This window comes from Bacillus sp. RC51 (assembly GCF_044908115.1).
Classification (GTDB): Bacteria; Bacillota; Bacilli; order Bacillales; family Bacillaceae_G; genus Bacillus_A; species Bacillus_A mycoides.
The window spans coordinates 330,921-351,437 of sequence record NZ_JBIYCW010000003.1; the positions used below are offsets into that span (position 1 = coordinate 330,921).

Here is a 20,517-nt window from a genome sequence, read left to right on the forward strand (position 1 = left end):
TGAAGCAAAGAAGTTAGGTTGAAGCCCTGTTGCCCGTCCCCACACTGATTAAAGTTTCACTTTATTAGGAGTGTTTATTTCGAAAAAAAAAGCCCTTTTAGAAGGGCTTTTTTCTTACACGATTTGTGTAAGAACGGCCTATTGCCAAAACACTGTCAAATATGAGAAACGGGGGACATTCATATTGTGTTCTAAAAGCATGCATTTTATACTTGAAATAATAAATTATTTTTGGAGTGAATAAAAATGAGCCAATTTTCTTTTACAAAAATGCATGGTCTTGGAAATAGTTATATATATGTAAATATGTTTGAGGAACAAATTAGAGAAGAAGATTTAGCAATTGTAGCGGAAAAGGTTTCAAATATTAATACTGGTATTGGTGCAGATGGAATGATTTTAATTTGTCCTTCTGACGTGGCACCAGTAAAAATGCGCATGTTTAATAACGATGGCTCAGAAGGAAAGAGCTGTGGAAATGGTTTACGCTGCGTAGCGAAATATGCGTATGAGCATAAACTAGTAGAAGGTAAAGTTTTCACAATTGAAACGTTAGCGGGCATTGTTACGGCAGAAGTAACGGTAGAAGATGACAAAGTTACATTAGCGAAAATCGACATGGGAGCACCTCGTTTAACACGTGAAGAGATACCGATGCTTGGTGAAGGAGAAACACCATTTATTCGTGAAAACTTCTTATACAATAATCACCGTTATGCATTTACAGCTGTTTCAATGGGGAATCCACATGCGGTTATTTTTGTTGATGATGTAGAAAAAGCGCCTCTTACAACGTTAGGACCGGTTCTTGAGACGCATGAAATGTTCCCAGAGCGAGTGAATGTTGAATTCATCGAGATTTTGAATGATGAGGAGATGAATTTCCGCGTTTGGGAACGAGGATCTGGTGTAACACAAGCTTGCGGGACAGGAGCATGCGCAGCTGTCGTTGCGGCAATTTTAAATGGGAAAATGGAACACGGTAAAGAAATTACGGTTCACTTAGCAGGCGGCGACTTAATGATCGCATGGACAGAAGAAGGAAATGTATTAATGAAAGGACCTGCGGAAATAATTTGCCGCGGAGTGTATGAGTACAAGATAGAAGCGTAAAGATGTATAATAGAATGAGAACAGAAAGGATGGTGTATTTCATGATTGAAGTAACAGAACAAGCAGCTTTTCAAATTAAAGATATGTTAAAAGATGCTGAAGATGGAGAGAAGTACGTGCGCCTTGCTGTACATGGCGGCGGATGTAGTGGTCTTTCTTACGGCTTAGGATTTGAAGTAGAACCAAAAGAAGACGACACAGTTCTTGAGTTTTTCGGTGTTGAATTTGTTATCGATAAAGAAAGTGCTCCGATTGTAAAGGGAGTGAAAGTTGACTATAAGCAATCTATGCTTGGCGGCGGATTCACAATCGACAATCCAAACGCGATCGCATCATGTGGATGTGGATCATCTTTCCGTACAGCGTCGAATGCTGGTAAGCCAGAAGATTGCTAAGTTTTTTCATCCCTTTATTCTAAGTGGAAATTGAATGGGTAGGTTGCATATAAAGACCTTCTTAGCGATGAAACCAAATCGTTAGGAAGGTCTTTTCTTTTGCGCTAAAAAGAAAAAGAGCATGACAAAGATAACGAATATATGCAAGAAGAAGGCTAAAGAGGATGCATGAAGGTGCAGGCTATATCGAATTGTATAGAACTGACTCGTTCCATATTAATTAAAATACGCTGATTACTAGAAATTAAAAACTACCGGAGGAATTACAATGAAGTCATTTAAGAAAGTACTGGTATTAGGGATGACGTTGGTTACAGCATCAATATTTGGAGCTTGTTCTAACGATACTGACGTGTTAACAAAAGCGGGAGCAAAGCAACAGGTGAAATCGGAAGCGGAAGTACTAAAAGAACAGAAGGAAGCGCATATGACTACGAGCAAAGGTGACAGCATTAAATATGAGGACGCTACATCATCACAGAAGCGTTATATTTCTCGTGACGAAGCCGAAAAGATTGAGGAAGGCATGACATATACGGATATTCTTAATACGATTGACTACGGTGGTGAGAACATAAAACATTATAATAACAAGGAAAAACGCGTGTTTTATACTGAAAAGGATACGGATGGTACATATGAAATTATGGTTGAATTAAATACGTATGGCTACGTTGTGAATATTGAACGTACTGCTATAAGGGATGCGGATAAAGAGAATCAGGTATCTACGAAACGCAGTGAAGAGCCTGTAAAGGAATATGAAGAAAAAAACGACCGCGTACCGTGGTATAAAGATGTAAATAACGATTCGGCGGAAGTAGACTATAATCACTATTTGAAAATCAAAAAAGGTATGCCCGCAAATCAGGTGAAAGCTGCGATTGGACAGCCACGTATGATTGAGAAATATAAATCGTATTCAGTATACGGCTATACAGGGTATGGCGGCGAAGGAACATTACGGGTAATCTTCGAACCGAATGGAACTGTTACGCAGGTAGTAGAAGATGGATTACAACGATAATAAATTAATTATGGGAACAATTGCAGTAAAGTTGTCGGTGGCTTTATAAAGTCTTGGAGAGAGAACCGTGAGTAATCGGAGAGGACAATGATGAACGAAGATAAGATAACGATAATTATGCTAGCGGTATTAACGATAGCGTTAGTATTTGTTGGGGTTTCGTCCAAATTCAATAGCCTCATTGTGGACGCTATCGCCGTACTATTTTTGTTGATAGCTACTGCAGTAGGCGCAGCGATTGTAACAGAACGTAGGTTACGCAAAAAAGGTGGGAAGTAGCAGTTGTTTGTACGAAGAGGAGGGGACGCAAGATCGATGATATTTTTGAATTCGTAGGGAGATATGTGATTAAACCGATAATTAGATTTGTAAGATACCTTGTAATTGATATCATAATAGAGTGCGTAATAGAAGGTGTAATAAGCGGCATAAGGAAATTACGTGATAAGATTCGTGACAAGTGGGAAAATTGGCGTGGAAGACGTTATTAGCGTTAATAGATTGTCATGACTAGGCTAGATGAGTGTCGGTAAAAAACACTGATTAAAGTTTTAATTTACTATCTTACAAAAGTGTAATGTTTATGTCATGTTTTTGAATTTCTTCTTTAAAGCTTAGGCTGTAAGATAACAATATAAGAAAAACATATGAGGTGAAGGAATTGAAAAGATATATTGCACTTTTTAGTATTTTAGTTGTATTTGCAAGCCTTTTAGTTGGCTGCGATTTAAACCGTATGGGTAAAGATGAGTATTACGTTCAAATTACAGTTGATGGAAAAGAGTACAATGGTAAATCTAATGATGGTGCGCCATATAAAGATTACCAATATAAATTAACTGGTTTTGATAAAGAAGGTAAAGAGAAAGAATTAGAATTCACAGCTCAAAAAAATCTTCGTAAAGAAGCTTTCTTGCGTGTATTCCACTCAGATAAAAAAGGTGTAACTGCTTGGGAAGAAGTGAAAAAGGACGAGCTTCCTGCGAAAGTGAAAGAAAAATTAGGTGTGAAATAAGACAGATGGAAAAGGAATTGACGAACAGGGTCAATTCCTTTTTTCGTTCTCAAAATCTTCTTCTGAAATGACTTTAAATCCATGTCTTTTAAATAAAGCCGTTGTTACCCCGTAACCAGTTTGCTTATTGCCGTTAAATTCCCCTGTGTAAATAGTGGAACTACCACAAGAAGGACTGCGTTCTTTTAAAATTATATATTCTGGGTTTAAATCTTTTATTTGTTCTAATGCTTTATAAGCACCACGCACGAAAGCCTCCGTGACATCTTGGCCTTCTTTCGTCATCACTTTTGCTTTTCCATCTAAAACGTCATCACCATTACCGCCGATAATTTCAGCCGAAGGACGAGGTGTCGGTAAACCGCCCAATACTTCGGGGCAAACGAGGATGGTGTCTTCCCTTTGTAATAACTCTTCTATTTTTGAAACGAGATTATCGTTACCGTCATAACGACAAGCAATGCCACCTAAACAAGCACTAATTACAATCATATTTTCATCTCCAGTAAAAAAATATTAAATATCACGCCAATTTCTCTTCCTGAATCTTACCTATAAATGAGGTGATAAAAATGGGAAGCTTATATAACTTAATGAAACCATATAGTGAATTTCGAAGTAAAGAGGAGTTTAATGCATATCAAAAACAAGTTTTTAAATGTTATCAGTTTCAACTAAATAAGACTGATTCTTTAGTTATTCATTTTTTAGGAAAATATGCGGTTAATGAGAAGAACGAAACAGTTGGTGTTGCTTGTCCGTTAATGGAGACAATTGCGACGAATATTGGAAAGAGTATTCGGACGGTACGTCGCTCGATTGCGAAGCTAGAGGAGCTTGGAATTATAAAGCGTGTTGCGACAAAAGAAAGATATAAGCGCGGGGGATATAGTGCAAACTTATATGTATTTCTTAAATCTGCAATTGACCGCATGGATGACCGTATGAAAATGTCCGCATGTGAAAGTGGTGATTGTGCAGATGGCTGTAGTGGAAATGAGCAAAAAAATGAGGGGGAAACAATTCTTTCTAAAAACATTCCACAAATAAAAGAGAAAAGAAAAGTAACGTACGAGCTTGATGAAACGTATTGTCGTCACGATATACCGAAGCCTTTTATATACGCGCTGGTGCCGATGACGAGTAACCCGAAGAAGATTAATATATTTTGGAGTAAGGTGGAACTTGCTTATAAAAAGAGCGGATTACTAGAACAAGGTGCTTTATTAGAGGGGATATTAGCTGATGAAGAAGCGTATGGAAATTTAATTTGGCGGGTGAAAAGTGTTGTGAGAGCGTATAAGTACGGAGAAATTCGTAAAGATGTTGGAGCATTATTGTATAGTACGATGCGAGATTTATTTTTAGAAATTGGATTAGAGTGGGGAGCGGCATTAAGAAGAAGTAAGGGAATACCGTTATTCGATCCATTTAAAAAAGAGTCATGCGTATAATACATGACTCCAAGTAGCTAATCGAACTTTCTTACAACTGGAACACGAATTGCTACAAATAGTACAAAGACGATAACAGCGATTGCACCGCTTTTCATAACCGTTACAATTGGAATGCCTATCCCAAGTGCAAGCGATGTAAATGCGTAAGAGAGCGGAATGAATCCCATCGATGAAAGCATGAGTAAGCTCATAACGCGTCCCATCATCTCTTCTTTTACTGTTGATTGAATCATTGCCATAAGTGGAACGATAGCCATCGCAATTGTAATACCGTAAAACATTCCAGCTAATAACGCTTGCCAAAGTACGGTGCTAAAATTGATGGCTAGGAAGAATACACCAGACAGTAGCATCATGATAATGCAAAATAGTCCACGTCTACGATTAATATTTTTTAATCCGACAATGACAGCTCCTATCGCCATCCCGCCGCCAACAGACGCTTCTAAGTAACTAAACTGAAGTGAATCACCGTGCAGAACGTTTTTGACGAAGAGCGGAAATCCTACTTGCATTGGGCCGATTAAAAATAAATTTAAAAAGGCGCTACATATGAGGAAAGTTGAAAGAAATGGTGATTCTTTTACATATAAAATTCCCTCTTTAATAGAAGTAAACATGCCTTTATCTGTTTCATTTTTTTCGGGTACTGTAAATTGTATTTTTTGAACGAGTATTGCAGCGATAATGAGTAGCAGGATTGTAATTGAAAAGATTGTTTCATAGTTCGTAAATTTAATGAGAATACCGCCAAGTACAGGGCCCAAGATGACCGATCCTTGGTTTGTCATTTGAGTAAGTGAATTTGCTTGTGTTAAACGGCTTTTTTCTACAAGTTCAGGCAGAATAGATCCATCTGCTGACCAGAAGAAAGCGTCAGCAAGCCCGAAGAACAAAGCGAACAAAGCAAATGTATATAGTGTTACATCACCGACGATGAACCAGGTGAGAATGGTTGCGACAAGAATAGCGCGAATAATATTAGAGTAAAACATAATATTTTTTTTCGGGAATTTATCAGCTAATGCTCCGCCGATAATCATAAAGATTAGCCTTGGAACACTAAGAGCCACGAAAACAATACCGAGTGAAGCCTCAAGGTTTAATGTTTTTGCTATGTACCATGTTTGTGAAAAAGTAAAAAAGGCTAAAGCAAAACTTGAAAAGAGAGTAGCTGCCCAAAGAAAAAGGAAGTTCGTATTTTTTAATAACGGTTTTCCGCTTCCTTCTAAAGCAGATTTATTTTGTTGTAGTTCCTCCATAGTGCTTCCTTTCTATGTACCGATTTTAGACTGAAAAACCTATTAACAATTGTTCTATACAGTTTCTAATATTTCTATACTGCACTTTCTCATTGTAGACAATAATAATGAATTTGCACAGTGGCTATTTAACGACAAAAAAGAAGATACCAAAGGGTATCTTCTTTTTTGTCATTCACGCTAAAGCAATATAAATATCCACTTGTACGTTATTTGGATCTACTGCATTTTCGTCATAAAGCTCAAAGTCTGTTGTAAAAGCACGCTTGTTTTCTTTCGACCATTGCCAAATATATTCCCAAGCTTCACAAACGACTTCAGACACAGGACCTTTTCTCGTTGTAAATACCGCATACGTAGCAGTAGGTATTGTTAAAGTTATCATATTTTCAGGAACGTCTTCTAATGAAGAAACAGGCATGCCAATAGTAAATTGATATGTACCAGTTTCATCTGATTCGTAGTTTGAGTAGAAAGCGAATGTTTCTTTTGTTTGTTGATTTGGAATTTGATGCATGATTTGTTCTTGGAAGTAGCGATTCCAAAGCATCGGAATCTTTCCTTCAGTTGATGCTTCTTTTTCGTTTGTAGTTGTAATAGAAACACCGATTGCTTGGAAAGCTTCTTTTTTTACGATAATAGGTTCTTTCATTAATAAAACCTCCCTTTATTAAATGAAACGTACGTTCTGTTTTATTGTAACATATTTTGGAAGGGAATAGTGTTTTTTATCAAATTGCGATGTATTTTAGTTAGGGAAAAGAGAGAGTATGAAAAGAACTCCTTTCATGTAAAAGGAGCTCTTTTCATTTTTATATTAAAACATACTTGAGCTATGCATTGGTTGAAGTTTTGCGTTTGGATCGAAGTAAGCTTTTGCATTGTTTACTGCTGTCGGTGCTTCACCAAAGCCGCAAGCAATGAGTTTTACTTTTCCTTCATATGTACAAATGTCACCAGCAGCGTAAATGCCAGGAATATTTGTTTCCATTTTTGAGTTCACGAGGATGCTGTTCTTTTGAATATCTAAGCCCCAATTTTTAATTGGACCAAGTGAAGAAACGAAGCCGTAGTTTACGATTACGTCATCAACATCGATGATAATTTTTTCTTCTGTTTTTACGTGCTGAAGAACAACTTGTTCAATAGTATCATCACCGATAAGTTCAACTGGAACGTAAGGTGTGCTTACTTCTGCACGGGAATTCATTAAGCTTTCTACGCTATGTTCATGTGCACGGAATTTATCGCGGCGATGAGCAATTGTAACTTTGTCCGCAATCGGTTCTAACATCATTGTCCAATCTACTGCTGAGTCACCACCGCCGAATACAACGACGCGTTTTCCAGCAAATTTATTCATATCATCAACGAAATAATGTAAGTTTTTCTTTTCGTATTTTGCTGTGCCTTCTAATTCTAAGCGGCGTGGTTGGAAAGCACCATTACCAGCAGTAATAATGACAGATTTAGAGTAGTGAGTTTGTTTATTTGTAACAAGCTTAAATATACCGTCAGCTTGTTTTTCAAGAGTATCAACAGCTTCTTCTAAGCAAACGGTTGGATCGAACTTTTTCATTTGTTCTTTTAAGTTATCAACTAACTCTTGTGCGCGCACTTTTGGGAATCCAGCTACATCATAAATATATTTTTCGGGATATAGTGCGGATAATTGCCCTCCAAGTTGAGGTAAGCTTTCAATAATTTTTACACTTGCTTGTCTCATTCCGCCATAAAATGCGGTGAATAGTCCTGTTGGGCCACCACCAATAATCGTTATGTCGTAAACTTTTTGATTTTCTGTCATTTTCATTCCCCCTATAGATGATGGAATTTTAATATTGATTTCATATATTGTTCATATGTACATGAAAATCCTGCAAATGATGACACTTTCAAATAAATGATAGCATATTTCAGTTAATAATACTTCTGGAAACGACTGAATAATAAGTAAGTTTTCGCATAGATGTTTTAGAATTGTATAAAATATAACGAAAGGAAAATACATGAAAAAAAGGCTGAAAAACCCTTGAAAACGCTATGTTATTTTAAAATATTGATAATTCTCTAGGTGCTTGAATTATGGAATGAAACCGACTAATATAGGGAAGTATTATGTTAAATTTCTATGACAAATTTCGTACGATTTTTTGACTGCGTTTTGTTATGATATAGAATGTGATAAATTCCACATTCTTGACAAATAGATTTTTTAGTACTTGGTATTATTTTTTATTACTATTATATAAAGAAAAGGGTTGTGATTTAGTGAAGACTCCAAAAATCGTAGTTTTAGGTGCAGGTTATGGCGGGATGATTACGACTGTTCGTCTGCAAAAAACATTATCTGTAAGTGAAGCTGAAATTACGTTAGTAAACAACAACAGCTATCACTACCAAGCAACTTGGTTACATGAGAGTGCAGCTGGTACATTACAAGATGATAAAATCTGTCTAGATATTCAAGACGTTATCGATACAAATAAAGTGAACTTTGTACAAGATACAGTAGTAGAGATTAAAGCTGCTGAAAAACGTATTATCTTAAAAGATGGTGAATTAGAGTATGATTACTTAGTAATCGGTCTTGGTTTCGAATCAGAAACGTTCGGAATTAAAGGATTAAAAGAGCATGCATTCTCAATCACTAACATTAATGCAACTCGTCAAATTCGTGAGCATATGGAAGAAAAATTCGCTCAATATGCGACTGAAAAACGTGATGAGTTAGTAACAATCGTTGTTGGTGGCGCTGGATTTACTGGTATCGAGTACGTAGGTGAGCTTGCAAACCGTATTCCTGAACTTTGCAAAGAGTATGATGTTCCACGTGAAAAAGCACGTATCATCTGTGTAGAAGCTGCTCCAACAGCACTTCCTGGTTTCGATCCAGCATTAGTAGAGTACGCTGTAAAACAACTCGAGAAAAAAGGTGTAGAATTCCGCATCGGTACAGCAATTAAGGAAGCAACTGAAGAAGGTATTATCGTTGCCAACGGTGATGATGCTGAACTTCTTAAATCTGAAACTGTAGTTTGGGCTGCAGGTGTTCGTGGTAATGGTATTGTGGAAGAGTCTGGATTTGAAGCAATGCGCGGACGTATTAAAGTGGATGAGTACATGCACGCTCCAGGTCATGAAGATGTATTCATGGTTGGTGATGCAGCGTTAATCATCAACGAAGAAATTAACCGTCCATACCCACCAACAGCACAGATTGCAATTCAAGAAGGTTATAATATTGCACACAATTTAACTGTGTTAGTTCGCGGCAAAGGTGAAATGAAAAAGTTCGCATTTGATAATAAAGGATCTGTATGTTCATTAGGTCATGACGATGCAATGGGCGTTGTTATGGGCAAAAAATTAACAGGTTGGAAAGCTTCATTCATGAAGAAAGTAATTGACAACCGTTACTTATTCTTACTAGGCGGACCTTTATTAGTTCTTAAAAAAGGTAAATTGAAGTTCTTTTAATATATAGTAGAAAAAGCAGAAACGGCTATGAGCTGTTTCTGCTTTTTTCGTATTGAAAATATAGTATAATAAACAAAAAGAAAGAATATTCTGTTCGTTTTGATGGAGGAGGTTACATCATGGGGAAGCGAGGGAAAGTGTGGTTAGCTGTCAGTGGCTTAGTAGCTACAGAAGATGGGAGATGGCTATTCGTTAAGAAAAAATACGGTGGATTGAAAGGGCAATGGTCTTTACCTGCTGGTTTTGTTAATGAAGGCGAGACTGTTGATGAAGCTGTGAAACGTGAAATATTGGAAGAGACAGGCATTGTTGCTCATGTAAAGGGGATCATTGGTATTCGCTCAGGTGTTATTCATAATGAAATTAGTGATAATATGATTATTTTTCTTCTAGAGCCAGAGGGAGAAGACGTTATCGTACAGGAGAAAGAATTGTCGGAAGTAGCTTTTTTACATCCGGAAAATATTGCAGATGATCAAAATACTTCTGTACTCATCAAATATTTATTAGAAGGAAGAGCAGAGTCGCATTTTGAAATGGACAAAACATTAAATCCAGGAGAGCAATTTGGTTATACGGCTTATCATGTGTTTACGGCGTATGCGAAGGAGAGGGAGAAGAAGTGAGTATACCGGTACTACTTATTTCAATGATGTTGTTCTTTATTTTATTTTTTGGAATTGGATTTTTACTCAACATGATTTTGCGAGCTACGTGGGTAATGGTTATTGTATATCCGATTATTTGTATGCTTATTATTAATAAAGCGAGTGTATGGGACTATTTTTCAAAGCCAAAAGAAACATTTTCTTCATTTGGGACAAGTGTATCGCATTTAGGACACGCAGATGTGTTTATTCTATCTACTGGATTAGTAGGTGCTGCTTTAGCAGGAATCATAATTAAAAAACTTCGAAAAAGTGGATATCAAATGTTTTAATCTCCAATCAATTTGGAGATTATTTTTTTGCATATTCCTTCATCGTATAGGGAATGATTAACGATGAAGGAGTGTGGAATATAAAAATGTTAAAACGATATTGTATTCGCATTATGATGACTTGTTTACTTGCATTCGCATTATGCGTAACATGGCAGGCTTTCACAGGAGTTTCTTTATTAGAGATTATAAAATCATATGAAGGAACAAGTGTAAAAGAAGTACATGCAGCAGAAATTGAGAAAAAAGTTGCTCCGAGTAAAGAAGTGATAAATGCTTTAGAGCAGGCAAATGACTGGTCTAAATATCGTGTTATAGAAATGACTGCAACTGGTTATACATCAGGTATAGAGTCAACTGGAAAGAGGGCGGGGCATCCAGAGTATGGCATTACATATTCAGGTGTTAAAGCAAAAAGGGATTTATATTCCACAATCGCTGCCGATTTACGCGTATTCCCGCTTGGGACAATTCTATTCGTGCCAGGTTACGGATATGGTGTTGTAGCTGATAAGGGCGGTGCTATAAAAGGAAATCGTCTCGATTTATATTATGATACGGTGAAAGATGTTTATAGCCAATGGGGTAAGAAAAAAGTAAATGTGTATATAGTGAAAATAGGAAATGGCAAGTTCTCGGAAGAAGAGTTAACGATGTTAAATCAAGACGAAACGATGCAAGTGTTTCGTGGACAATATTTAAAACAAAGATAGTCTAGTGGTAATAACGCTAGACTTTTTTCTTGTCTTATTTCACCATAGAAGATATTGGAGATAGCATCTTTATCCTGCTATTTGCGGCCGGTAAAACTCCCATCTCAAAATTCAGCTGGGGCAAAGAAGTTAGGGGGGAGCCCTGCTGCCCGTAAACGCCCGATTGGTGCGGGCTGATTAAAGTTTCACTTTATATGAAATAACAGAATTTAGAATTGTCGCATTTTATCGAAAATAAAGTTATAATGGACGTAGAGAAATTTAGGGGGTCTGAACATGTTTCGAGTACAAAAAGAATTAGTAAGTCATGAAGTGGTAATTGTTGCCTTATTTGAAGGAGATAAAACGAGTAGCTTTGTACAAGAACTGGATAAAGCGTTTGAAGGACAATTACAAGTTTTATTAGAAGAAAAAGAACTTTCAACTAAGAAGAAAGCCATTTCAAAAGTACACAGCTTAGGAAAAACAAATGTTAAACGTTATTATTTTGTTGGTTTAGGTAAGAAAGAGTCATATACAACGGAAACGTTACGTGCTGCTCTTGGTAAGGCGTTTAAAGCGTTACAAGCAGCAAAAGTACAAGATGCAGCAATCTTGCTTGATTCTTTCGTAACAGAGAAATTAGATGCGATTGATGTAGCTCATATTGCAGCAGAAGTACAAGGTCTTGGTACATATGAGTTACAAACGTATAAATCAGATAAAAAGGATCGTGTGGAACTAGAGGAGTTCACGGCTATTACAGCGGAAGATGCACAAGAAATTGAAGCTGCATTAACAGTTGGCTACGTACATGGACGTGCAACAAATTCAGCTCGTACACTTGTAAATATGCCGCCAAACGTATTAACAGCGACAAAGCTTGCTGAGTATGCAGTTGAATTAGCAGAAAAATACGATATGGATTATAAGGTTCTTGAGAAAGAAGAGATGGAAGAGCTTGGTATGGGTGCATTACTTGCAGTAAACCAAGGATCTACTGAACCTCCAAAAATGATCGCTCTTATTTATAAAGGAAAAGAAGAGTGGAAAGATGTAATTGGATTTGTTGGAAAAGGGATTACATATGATACAGGCGGTTATTCTTTAAAACCACGTGAAGGCATGGTTGGTATGAAAGGTGATATGGGCGGAGCTGCAGCTGTTCTTGGCGCGATGGAGATCATCGGTGAACTTCGCCCCGAGCAAAATGTAATTGCTGTTATTCCATCAACTGACAACGTTGTAAGTGGTACAGCATTTAAGCCAGATGATGTTATTACATCTATGAGCGGAAAAACAATCGAAGTATTAAATACAGATGCAGAAGGTCGCCTAGCGTTAGCTGACGGTATTACGTATGCGAAGAAACTTGGCGCAAATTACTTAGTTGATGTTGCAACATTAACAGGCGGTGTAATTGTTGCACTTGGAAATCATACAACAGGCGCGATGACAAATAATGAAGAATTGTTTGAACAAGTGTTAGAGGCTTCTATGGAAACGGATGAGCCAATTTGGCAATTGCCGATTTTTGAACGTGATAAAGAACGTGTAAAAAACAGTAAATTTGCTGATTTAAATAACTCACCAGGCCGTGAAGGACATGCGGTTATGGCTGGGACATTCATTGGTGAATTTGCAGAAGAAACACCATGGGTACACTTGGACATCGCTGGAACATCTGAAACATCAGGAGCACATGATTTAGGACCATCTGGAGCAACAGGTGCAATGGTGCGTACACTTGCAACACTTGTTGAGCGTTTCGGAGAAGAATAATTTTTGAAGAAAAGGCTGTCTCAAATTTTTGGGATAGCCTTTTCTTATTGATATGGTATGACTATTGTAAGTTTTTGTCGGTAAGTCGATACTCCTTGTCGAAACGTCGATATATTTGGAGTTACGGTTCATATAATTTCATTTACTATTTTACCGTTTCAAAAAGTGCTACATAGTGAAAGATTCGTCCTATAAAGAAATCGTATATAACGTCCCGCCTAAAGCGAATGAAGTACGCCCTGTTTCCTCAGAGACAACTAATATAAGTGCATCAATTTTCTCGGATAAGCCAATTGCAGCCCTATGACGTGTTCCTAGCTCAGGATTGATTTCCATGCTTTTTGTTAATGGGAGAATATTAGCTGCTGAGACAATATGATTATTTTTAATGAGAACGGCTCCGTCATGAAGAGGGTTCCCTGGATAAAAAATCGATTCAAGTAGTGGCGCGGTTAAGTGTGCGTTTAATGTCGTTCCAGTTTGAATGAAAGAATCAAGAGCGTCACTTCGTTCCACAATAATAAGAGCACCGTGTTTTCGAGCGCTTAAATGTTGGACAGCTGTAGTGATGAAATGTGAGCTTTCCGTATAAGGTGATAAATATGCTTGAATATAATATGTAGCTGCTAACGTCTGTACATTTGTTAACATATGATGAATATCTTCCATTTTACATAAAATACATTCATCTTCTTTATCGATTGCATGCTTCATGTTTGATAATTCTTTTTCAGCAATTTCAATCATCTGCTTTGTTTTTATTTTGAGCTCTTCTGACAAGCCCCATTCTTGCATAATCCTCATTCCCTTTGGTGGAGTATTTAACCATAGTGTATACAAATATTTATAGTAAAATCCTGCTAGATTTTAAAAAATATTGAGATTCAGGTTGTTTTTTTCATATAATGAAGGTACGACAGGCGAGAGGAGATGGAAGTATGAATTGGAAACAAGAATTTAGTCGCTGGCTTTCATATGCAGAATTAGACGCAGAATTAAAAGAACAGCTAGAAAACATGAAGCAAAATGAGAAGAAAATCGAGGATAGCTTTTATAAAAATCTAGAGTTCGGCACAGGTGGTATGCGTGGTGAACTTGGTGCTGGTACGAACCGTTTAAATGTATATACAGTTCGTAAAGCAACAAAAGGATTGGCTATGTTTATTGAAAACTTAGGTGAAGAAGCGAAAAAACGCGGTGTTGTTGTCGCGTATGATTCTCGTCATAAATCACCTGAATTCGCAATGGAAGTAGCTGCTACTCTTGGTGCACACGGTATTACAACATATGTATTTGAAAGCTTACGTCCAACACCAGTGCTTTCTTTCGCAGTTCGTCATTTACATACAGCAAGTGGAATCGTTCTTACGGCAAGCCATAATCCGCCTGAATATAATGGTTATAAAGTATATGGTGACGATGGTGGACAATTGCCTCCAAAAGAAGCTGATGAGTTAATTAGCTACGTAAATGCAGTAGAGAATGAATTAACAGTTGAAGTTGCTGATGTTGAGCAATTAAAAGCTGACGGTTTATTACATATAATTGGACAAGAAGTAGATGATGCTTATGCAGCAGAATTGAACAATGTCATTGTTAATAAAGAGATGGTGAAAGAAGTAGGAAAAGATTTAAAAATCGTCTTTACACCATTGCATGGAACATCAAATATTTCGGTACGCCGTGGTTTAGAAGAAGTTGGATTTACAGATGTAACAGTTGTAAAAGAGCAAGAGTTACCAGATCCAAACTTCTCTACAGTAAAATCACCAAACCCAGAAGAGCATGCAGCGTTTGAGTATGCAATTCGCGACGGTGAAAAAGTAGGCGCAGACGTGTTAATCGCAACAGATCCTGATGCAGACCGTCTAGGTGTAGCAGTTCGCAATCACGATGGTGAGTTCCAAGTATTAACTGGTAACCAAACAGGTGCGTTAATGCTTGATTACTTATTATCACAAAAGAAGGAAAACGGAACGCTTCCAGAAAACGGTGTTGTTTTAAAAACAATCGTAACGTCTGAAATTGGCCGTACAATCGCAAAAGCATACGGTTTAGATACAGTTGATACGTTAACTGGATTTAAATTTATCGGCGAAAAAATTAAACAGTATGAAGAAAGCGGACAATATGAATTCCAATTCGGTTATGAGGAAAGCTACGGTTATTTAATCCGTTCATTCTGCCGTGATAAAGATGCGGTGCAATCCGTCCTATTTGCATGTGAAGTAGCTGCATACTACAAATCACAAGGTAAAACGTTATACGATGGTCTGCTAGAAGTATTTAAGAAGTATGGGTTCTTCCGTGAGGACCTTGTATCGTTAACGTTAAAAGGAAAAGATGGTGCCGAACAGATTCAAAAGATGATGGCAACATTCCGTGAGAATCCTCCGAAAGAAGTAGCGGGTTTAACAGTCGTTGCAGTTGAGGATTATAAAGAAAGCATCATTACAACGTTACAAGATGGAAATAAGGAAGAGATTCACTTACCGAAATCAAATGTGTTAAAATATCAATTAGAAGATGGTTCTTGGTTCTGCTTACGTCCATCTGGAACAGAGCCGAAAATTAAATTCTACTTTGGTGTACAAGATGATTCTTTACAAAATAGTGAACAAAAGTTACTTACTATTAAAGAAGATATTATGAATCGTTTATAATAGAATAGAATGCTACTGATAGGAAAAGAGGAGAACGGAGAACGGCCTCCTCTTTTCTTGTAGTTTTGTTTGATGTAGAGGATTATTACGAGCGAGTGTTATAAATTTGCACTTTACTAAGAGAATTAGAATGAAAAGCGAGGGTATTTGTCATGAAAAAAGTGAGAAAAGCAATTATCCCGGCAGCGGGATTAGGAACACGCTTTTTACCAGCAACGAAAGCAATGCCAAAAGAAATGCTTCCAATTGTAGATAAACCAACAATTCAATACATCGTAGAAGAAGCAGTAAAATCAGGCATCGAAGATATTATTATCGTTACTGGTAAAGGAAAGCGCTCTATCGAAGATCATTTTGATAACGCATTTGAATTAGAGCAAAACTTATTAGAGAAGAAAAAGTATGAGTTACTTGAAAAAGTACAAGCTTCTTCTAAAATGGTAGATATCCATTACATTCGACAAAAAGAACCAAAAGGATTAGGACATGCTGTTTGGTGCGCACGTAAATTCATTGGTGATGAGCCGTTTGCAGTATTATTAGGCGATGATATCGTTCAAGCTGAAAAACCATGTTTACGTCAATTAATGGACGAGTATGACAAAACACTTTCTTCTGTTATTGGTGTACAAACTGTTCCTGAAGCAGAAACACATCGCTACGGAATTATTGATCCGTTAGAGCAAGAGGGACGTCGTTATCAAGTTCGTAAATTCGTTGAAAAACCAGCGCAAGGTACTGCGCCTTCAAACTTAGCGATTATGGGACGTTACATTTTAACTCCTGAAATCTTTATGTTCTTGGAACAGCAACAAGTTGGAGCGGGTGGCGAAATTCAGTTAACGGATGCTATTCAAAGCTTAAATGAAATTCAACGTGTATTTGCATATGATTTTGAAGGAAAGCGTTATGACGTTGGTGAAAAATTAGGATTCGTTCAAACGACAATTGAAATGGCATTGCAGCACCCAGAATTACGTGATGATATGCTAGTAATGATGAAGAAAGTTTTAGACGAGCAAATGAAGCAAGAGTCTTAATATAATAAACAAGGAGCTGTTCCTATAGGAACAGCTCCTTGTTTATTATGAAATCGTCGAATGAGAATGCTGATAAGCGGAACGACGTACAGCATAGTATATGCGAGGTGCGATAATAGCGCCGATAATTGTAAACGCAATATCCTTTACTGCGAACCACATCATAATCATCCAGGCAGCTTTATAACTCATATTACCACCCATGAAAATATTGACTGCCCCGTACATATAAGTAGTACCGATAATATACGTTAAAATGATTCCGACGAAAGAAGAAATTGCAAAGGTGCTGAATGTTGGTCGTTCTTTTTGTTCTACTAGTTTTCCTGATACGTAAGCAACGATAATAAATGCGATAATAAAACCACCAGTAGGATCTAAAAGTGCTCCAAATCCAGCTTTGAAGTTAGCGAAGATTGGCGCACCTGCTACTCCAACAAGCATGTAAACAGTCATTGATAATGCCCCAAGTCTACTCCCAAGAAGAAGACCTGCTAAAATTGCGAAAAATGGTTGCATAGATAATGGAATGCCCGCTATTTGTAAGAATGGTGCCCAAGATACAATATTTGCACCAATAGCCATAAGAGCGACGAACATGGCAGCTAATGCTAAATCTAAAACATGAAGCTTCTTCATAATGTTAACCTCCAGTTGTGTTTAGGTTAACATTATCGTAGCGAAAATATTTACTTGTTGTCAATCAAAATATTTTGATAAGAAGGCTTTAAATAGTCTCTAAGCAATGTGTATGGAATACGAAACTGCGGAATTCCACTTGAATAAGGAGCAATTTCATATAAAGGGAAATAAATCACAAGATTATCCGGTTCTAAAAAGTAGTGAAACTTTTTAGTGCTCGTTACTTTTTCGACTGCATCAGGAAAATAAATGCTTTCATTTTGTTTAATTTGTCTTACAATCTCTGTGCGAATTATTTCTTTATATTTATCCTCTTGTTGAAATAAATCGTCTAAGTGTAATAATTTTTTTTCGTTTAAATCAAATGTATTTGCCTTCCACGTATACAGTCCGTGCGCTCCGCCTGTATATTGATAGTAATTCACATATAGGCTGAGGAAAGGTGGTTTGTTTAAAGCTACTTTATAGTCAACATTTGCAACGTATGGATGAAAAGGTGTGCTAGATCCTTCTGTTTCCTCATAATATTTCTTCGCTTCTTTTTCTAATTTACTTTTAAATTTAGTAGTAGAGTTTTTGTAATAGGAATTCAGCTTATTTTGAAATTTCGAATCAGAAAAGTTGTGAAAGGAAGGCCTATTAATTTGATATTCTATATAAGGTTTCTTACCTTTTTGCGTTACAGTCTTAACATTGATTGTCAGGTTGGATGCTTTGGCTGCTATTGCACAATTTGGTACAATAGTCAGCAAGGAGAACATAAGCAATAGTATACAAAATTTCTGTTTCATTTAGGTGAAACCTCCTTATATAAGTGTTATAGGTAGTTTGAAATTAAACAGGTAAAATTATACATTTGATCTAAAGTGGGAGAGGTTGAAAACGATATGTCAAAAACTTTAATGGATTCGCTTGGAATTGAGTTGTTAGAAATGACAGAGGATAAAGTAGTTGCTACAATGCCTGTTGATGAACGCACGCATCAGCCGTTTGGATTTTTACACGGTGGTGCATCTGTTGCATTAGCAGAAACTGTGGCAAGTGTTGGTTCATACAATTTAATTGATCAAGAAAAATGTATTTGTTTCGGATTAGAAATTAATGCAAATCATATTCGTTCAAAGAAAGATGGAATTGTAACAGCGATTGGAACACCGATACATAGAGGTCATTCAACGATGGTGTGGGATATTCGTATCATTGATGAAAATGATGACTTATTATGTATTTCAAGATGTACAGTAGCAATTAAAGAAAAACGTGAAAAATAGAAAAGAGGCAGCTCTGATGAGCAGCCTCTTTTTTTATCCCGCTATTTGTGGGCAGTAAAACGCCCACCTCAAAATTCAGGTTGGAGATTAACTGCCCGTAAATGCCCGATTGGTGAGGGCTAATAATCAGTGGGGGATGAACAAAACCCCCACTGATTAAAGTTTCACTTTATAATTAGAACTGGATTTTCTTCTCTAAGAAACCTTTTAGTTCGCTAATTGGCATACGAACTTGTTCCATTGTGTCACGGTCACGTACTGTAACAGCTTTGTCTTCAACAGAGTCGAAGTCGTATGTGATACAGAATGGAGTACCGATTTCGTCTTGACGACGGTAACGTTTACCGATAGAACCAGTTTCATCAAAGTCTACCATGAAGTCTTTAGCTAGTTCTGCGAATACTTCAGTAGCACCTTCAGATAGCTTTTTAGATAATGGTAAGATAGCTGCTTTATATGGTGCTAAAGCAGGGTGGAAACGAAGAACTGTACGAGAATCGTTTTCTAATTGCTCTTCTTCATATGCATCACATAAGAATGCTAATGTTACACGGTCTGCACCTAGAGATGGCTCGATGCAGTAAGGCACGTAACGCTCATTCGTTTGTGGATCGATATAGTTAAAGTCTTCGTTAGAGTGTTCCATATGACGTTTTAAATCGAAGTCTGTACGAGATGCAACGCCCCATAGTTCGCCCCAACCGAATGGGAATCTAAATTCAATATCAGTTGTTGCGTTACTGTAGTGAGATAATTCGTCTTCACCGTGGTCACGAAGACGCATGCTTTCTTCAGTCATACCAAGTGAAAGTAACCAGTTTTTACAAGTTTCACGCCAGAATGCGAACCACTCTAAATCTTCACCAGGCTTACAGAAGAATTCAAGTTCCATTTGTTCGAATTCACGTGTACGGAATGTGAAGTTACCAGGTGTGATTTCGTTACGGAAACTTTTACCGATTTGGCCGATACCGAATGGAAGTTTCTTACGCATAGAGCGTTGTACGTTTTTAAAGTTTACGAAAATACCTTGTGCTGTTTCAGGACGAAGGAAGATTTCGTTTGTGCTAGACTCTGTAACACCTTGGAATGTTTTGAACATTAAGTTGAACTGACGGATTTCCGTGAATTCTTGGCTACCGCAATCTAGGCATTTTACTTCATGTTCTTTCATTAAGTCAGCCATTTGGTCGAAAGTAAGACCGTCAACGACCATTTCGATACCTTTTGCGTCTAATGCATCTTCAATTAATTTGTCAGCACGGTGACGAGCTTTACATTTTTTACAGTCGATCATTGGATCATTAAAGTTACCAACGTGACCAGAAGCGATCCAAGTTTTTGGGTTCATTAAAATAGCAGCATCTAAACCAACGTTGTGTGGAGATTCTTGAATGAATTTTTTCCACCAAGCTTTTTTGACGTTATTTTTTAATTCGATTCCAAGTGGACCGTAATCCCATGTGTTTGCAAGACCACCGTAAATTTCAGAACCAGGGAAAACGAAACCGCGATGTTTCGCTAAGTTTACAACTTGTTCCATTGAATACATAATAAAATCCTCCTTTTGAAAGTTAACGTATTTGCGATGACGTGATGGGTACTTTGGAAACGAGCAATATATGCTTTAAAAAACATAAAAAAACGCTCATCCCAAGGCTTAATCGCCTAGGGACGAGCGTTTGCCCGCGGTTCCACCCTAGTTGATACACAAAATGTGCATCCACTTTATCACGTA

The 20,517-nt window shown here is 37.2% G+C and carries 23 protein-coding genes; 15 read left to right on the top strand and 8 right to left on the bottom strand.

Annotated elements, in window-relative coordinates; translation table 11 throughout:
- Positions 1-246: 246 nt before the first annotated feature.
- From dapF to ABH959_RS10155, 6 genes are all read left to right on the top strand, one after another.
- Positions 247-1,113 carry a diaminopimelate epimerase gene (dapF, locus tag ABH959_RS10130; protein WP_002015893.1) on the top strand — a complete coding sequence of 289 codons (867 nt, stop codon included), beginning with the start codon at positions 247-249 and terminating at the stop codon, positions 1,111-1,113.
- A 41-nt stretch (positions 1,114-1,154) separates the two neighbouring features.
- Positions 1,155-1,508: a HesB/IscA family protein gene (locus tag ABH959_RS10135; protein WP_002034566.1), complete on the top strand. Its 354-nt coding sequence runs from the start codon at positions 1,155-1,157 to the stop codon at positions 1,506-1,508.
- A gap of 268 nt (positions 1,509-1,776) precedes the next feature.
- The gene (locus ABH959_RS10140) at positions 1,777-2,535 is read left to right on the top strand and encodes a hypothetical protein (protein ID WP_404492539.1); all 759 of its coding nucleotides are present in this window, start codon (positions 1,777-1,779) and stop codon (positions 2,533-2,535) included.
- A gap of 87 nt (positions 2,536-2,622) precedes the next feature.
- A complete protein-coding gene (locus ABH959_RS10145; protein WP_016093487.1) occupies positions 2,623-2,814 on the top strand; it encodes a hypothetical protein in 192 nt (63 codons plus the stop codon).
- 32 nt (positions 2,815-2,846) lie between these two features.
- Entirely contained in the window at positions 2,847-3,026 is a 180-nt protein-coding gene (locus tag ABH959_RS10150; RefSeq protein WP_113938365.1) for a hypothetical protein, read from the top strand.
- Positions 3,027-3,196: 170 nt separating this feature from the next.
- Positions 3,197-3,550: a YxeA family protein gene (locus ABH959_RS10155; protein ID WP_113938364.1), complete on the top strand. Its 354-nt coding sequence runs from the start codon at positions 3,197-3,199 to the stop codon at positions 3,548-3,550.
- Between the two features lie 30 nt (positions 3,551-3,580).
- On the opposite strand, the gene ABH959_RS10160 is transcribed toward ABH959_RS10155, so the two are convergent.
- Positions 3,581-4,042 carry a 2-thiouracil desulfurase family protein gene (locus tag ABH959_RS10160; protein ID WP_002139334.1) on the bottom strand — a complete coding sequence of 154 codons (462 nt, stop codon included), beginning with the start codon at positions 4,040-4,042 and terminating at the stop codon, positions 3,581-3,583.
- A gap of 80 nt (positions 4,043-4,122) precedes the next feature.
- Here ABH959_RS10160 and ABH959_RS10165 point away from each other — a divergent pair, with 80 nt between their 5' ends.
- Positions 4,123-5,004 carry a helix-turn-helix domain-containing protein gene (locus tag ABH959_RS10165; protein ID WP_113938363.1) on the top strand — a complete coding sequence of 294 codons (882 nt, stop codon included), beginning with the start codon at positions 4,123-4,125 and terminating at the stop codon, positions 5,002-5,004.
- Positions 5,005-5,021: 17 nt separating this feature from the next.
- Here the strand turns inward: ABH959_RS10165 and ABH959_RS10170 are convergent, their stop codons facing one another.
- The 3 genes from ABH959_RS10170 to ABH959_RS10180 form a co-directional block, all read right to left on the bottom strand.
- Positions 5,022-6,269 (bottom strand): MFS transporter, encoded by a 1,248-nt coding sequence (locus tag ABH959_RS10170; protein WP_098168722.1) that lies wholly within the window; start codon positions 6,267-6,269, stop codon positions 5,022-5,024.
- 175 nt (positions 6,270-6,444) lie between these two features.
- Positions 6,445-6,921: a GyrI-like domain-containing protein gene (locus tag ABH959_RS10175; RefSeq protein ID WP_113938362.1), complete on the bottom strand. Its 477-nt coding sequence runs from the start codon at positions 6,919-6,921 to the stop codon at positions 6,445-6,447.
- A gap of 165 nt (positions 6,922-7,086) precedes the next feature.
- A complete protein-coding gene (locus ABH959_RS10180) occupies positions 7,087-8,076 on the bottom strand; it encodes an NAD(P)/FAD-dependent oxidoreductase (RefSeq protein WP_061690105.1) in 990 nt (329 codons plus the stop codon).
- Between the two features lie 464 nt (positions 8,077-8,540).
- Between ABH959_RS10180 and ABH959_RS10185 the strand changes: the two genes are divergently transcribed.
- The 5 genes from ABH959_RS10185 (at position 8,541) to pepA (ending at position 13,163) form a co-directional block, all read left to right on the top strand.
- Positions 8,541-9,749: an NAD(P)/FAD-dependent oxidoreductase gene (locus tag ABH959_RS10185; RefSeq protein ID WP_002067919.1), complete on the top strand. Its 1,209-nt coding sequence runs from the start codon at positions 8,541-8,543 to the stop codon at positions 9,747-9,749.
- 119 nt (positions 9,750-9,868) lie between these two features.
- Positions 9,869-10,375: an NUDIX hydrolase gene (locus ABH959_RS10190; protein WP_002015875.1), complete on the top strand. Its 507-nt coding sequence runs from the start codon at positions 9,869-9,871 to the stop codon at positions 10,373-10,375.
- Positions 10,372-10,689, top strand: a complete 318-nt coding sequence (locus tag ABH959_RS10195; RefSeq protein WP_002089308.1) for a YuiB family protein — start codon at positions 10,372-10,374, stop codon at positions 10,687-10,689. The genes ABH959_RS10190 and ABH959_RS10195 overlap by 4 nt, the downstream gene beginning before the upstream one ends.
- Before the next feature lie 86 nt (positions 10,690-10,775).
- Positions 10,776-11,402 (top strand): 3D domain-containing protein, encoded by a 627-nt coding sequence (locus ABH959_RS10200; protein WP_219301091.1) that lies wholly within the window; start codon positions 10,776-10,778, stop codon positions 11,400-11,402.
- A gap of 276 nt (positions 11,403-11,678) precedes the next feature.
- The gene (gene pepA, locus ABH959_RS10205) at positions 11,679-13,163 is read left to right on the top strand and encodes a cytosol aminopeptidase (RefSeq protein ID WP_404492540.1); all 1,485 of its coding nucleotides are present in this window, start codon (positions 11,679-11,681) and stop codon (positions 13,161-13,163) included.
- A 189-nt stretch (positions 13,164-13,352) separates the two neighbouring features.
- On the opposite strand, the gene cdaS is transcribed toward pepA, so the two are convergent.
- Entirely contained in the window at positions 13,353-13,958 is a 606-nt protein-coding gene (gene cdaS / locus ABH959_RS10210; RefSeq protein ID WP_002067925.1) for a sporulation-specific diadenylate cyclase CdaS, read from the bottom strand.
- Positions 13,959-14,101: 143 nt separating this feature from the next.
- On the opposite strand from cdaS, the gene ABH959_RS10215 reads away from it, so the two are divergent.
- Positions 14,102-15,826, top strand: coding sequence for a phospho-sugar mutase (locus ABH959_RS10215; protein WP_404492541.1), 1,725 nt, complete (start codon positions 14,102-14,104; stop codon positions 15,824-15,826).
- Positions 15,827-15,978: 152 nt separating this feature from the next.
- Complete coding sequence (gene galU / locus ABH959_RS10220) at positions 15,979-16,866, top strand: UTP--glucose-1-phosphate uridylyltransferase GalU (RefSeq protein ID WP_002015869.1); 888 nt, start codon at positions 15,979-15,981, stop codon at positions 16,864-16,866.
- Between the two features lie 45 nt (positions 16,867-16,911).
- On the opposite strand, the gene ABH959_RS10225 is transcribed toward galU, so the two are convergent.
- Together ABH959_RS10225 and ABH959_RS10230 are read right to left on the bottom strand one after the other, a co-directional pair.
- The gene (locus ABH959_RS10225; protein ID WP_002015867.1) at positions 16,912-17,505 is read right to left on the bottom strand and encodes a biotin transporter BioY; all 594 of its coding nucleotides are present in this window, start codon (positions 17,503-17,505) and stop codon (positions 16,912-16,914) included.
- 50 nt (positions 17,506-17,555) lie between these two features.
- Positions 17,556-18,299: a DUF3298 and DUF4163 domain-containing protein gene (locus ABH959_RS10230; RefSeq protein ID WP_002089296.1), complete on the bottom strand. Its 744-nt coding sequence runs from the start codon at positions 18,297-18,299 to the stop codon at positions 17,556-17,558.
- Between the two features lie 96 nt (positions 18,300-18,395).
- Between ABH959_RS10230 and ABH959_RS10235 the strand changes: the two genes are divergently transcribed.
- Positions 18,396-18,779 (top strand): hotdog fold thioesterase, encoded by a 384-nt coding sequence (locus ABH959_RS10235; RefSeq protein WP_016093481.1) that lies wholly within the window; start codon positions 18,396-18,398, stop codon positions 18,777-18,779.
- A 175-nt stretch (positions 18,780-18,954) separates the two neighbouring features.
- Here the strand turns inward: ABH959_RS10235 and ABH959_RS10240 are convergent, their stop codons facing one another.
- Positions 18,955-20,331, bottom strand: a complete 1,377-nt coding sequence (locus tag ABH959_RS10240) for a glycine--tRNA ligase (RefSeq protein WP_404492542.1) — start codon at positions 20,329-20,331, stop codon at positions 18,955-18,957.
- Positions 20,332-20,517 lie beyond the last annotated feature (186 nt).

Bases quoted from the DNA above. Each gene is read 5' to 3' on its own strand.
- ABH959_RS10170 (WP_098168722.1), bottom strand. From the start codon at position 6,269: ATGGAGGAACTACAACAAAATAAATCTGCTTTAGAAGGAAGCGGAAAA.
- ABH959_RS10215 (WP_404492541.1), top strand. From the start codon at position 14,102: ATGAATTGGAAACAAGAATTTAGTCGCTGGCTTTCATATGCAGAATTA.
- ABH959_RS10225 (WP_002015867.1), bottom strand. From the start codon at position 17,505: ATGAAGAAGCTTCATGTTTTAGATTTAGCATTAGCTGCCATGTTCGTC.
- ABH959_RS10165 (WP_113938363.1), top strand. From the start codon at position 4,123: ATGGGAAGCTTATATAACTTAATGAAACCATATAGTGAATTTCGAAGT.
- ABH959_RS10240 (WP_404492542.1), bottom strand. From the start codon at position 20,331: ATGTATTCAATGGAACAAGTTGTAAACTTAGCGAAACATCGCGGTTTC.
- ABH959_RS10190 (WP_002015875.1), top strand. From the start codon at position 9,869: ATGGGGAAGCGAGGGAAAGTGTGGTTAGCTGTCAGTGGCTTAGTAGCT.
- ABH959_RS10180 (WP_061690105.1), bottom strand. From the start codon at position 8,076: ATGACAGAAAATCAAAAAGTTTACGACATAACGATTATTGGTGGTGGC.
- galU (WP_002015869.1), top strand. From the start codon at position 15,979: ATGAAAAAAGTGAGAAAAGCAATTATCCCGGCAGCGGGATTAGGAACA.
- pepA (WP_404492540.1), top strand. From the start codon at position 11,679: ATGTTTCGAGTACAAAAAGAATTAGTAAGTCATGAAGTGGTAATTGTT.
- ABH959_RS10200 (WP_219301091.1), top strand. From the start codon at position 10,776: ATGTTAAAACGATATTGTATTCGCATTATGATGACTTGTTTACTTGCA.
- ABH959_RS10140 (WP_404492539.1), top strand. From the start codon at position 1,777: ATGAAGTCATTTAAGAAAGTACTGGTATTAGGGATGACGTTGGTTACA.
- ABH959_RS10160 (WP_002139334.1), bottom strand. From the start codon at position 4,042: ATGATTGTAATTAGTGCTTGTTTAGGTGGCATTGCTTGTCGTTATGAC.
- ABH959_RS10145 (WP_016093487.1), top strand. From the start codon at position 2,623: ATGATGAACGAAGATAAGATAACGATAATTATGCTAGCGGTATTAACG.
- ABH959_RS10230 (WP_002089296.1), bottom strand. From the start codon at position 18,299: ATGAAACAGAAATTTTGTATACTATTGCTTATGTTCTCCTTGCTGACT.
- cdaS (WP_002067925.1), bottom strand. From the start codon at position 13,958: ATGCAAGAATGGGGCTTGTCAGAAGAGCTCAAAATAAAAACAAAGCAG.
- ABH959_RS10175 (WP_113938362.1), bottom strand. From the start codon at position 6,921: ATGAAAGAACCTATTATCGTAAAAAAAGAAGCTTTCCAAGCAATCGGT.
- ABH959_RS10235 (WP_016093481.1), top strand. From the start codon at position 18,396: ATGTCAAAAACTTTAATGGATTCGCTTGGAATTGAGTTGTTAGAAATG.
- dapF (WP_002015893.1), top strand. From the start codon at position 247: ATGAGCCAATTTTCTTTTACAAAAATGCATGGTCTTGGAAATAGTTAT.
- ABH959_RS10135 (WP_002034566.1), top strand. From the start codon at position 1,155: ATGATTGAAGTAACAGAACAAGCAGCTTTTCAAATTAAAGATATGTTA.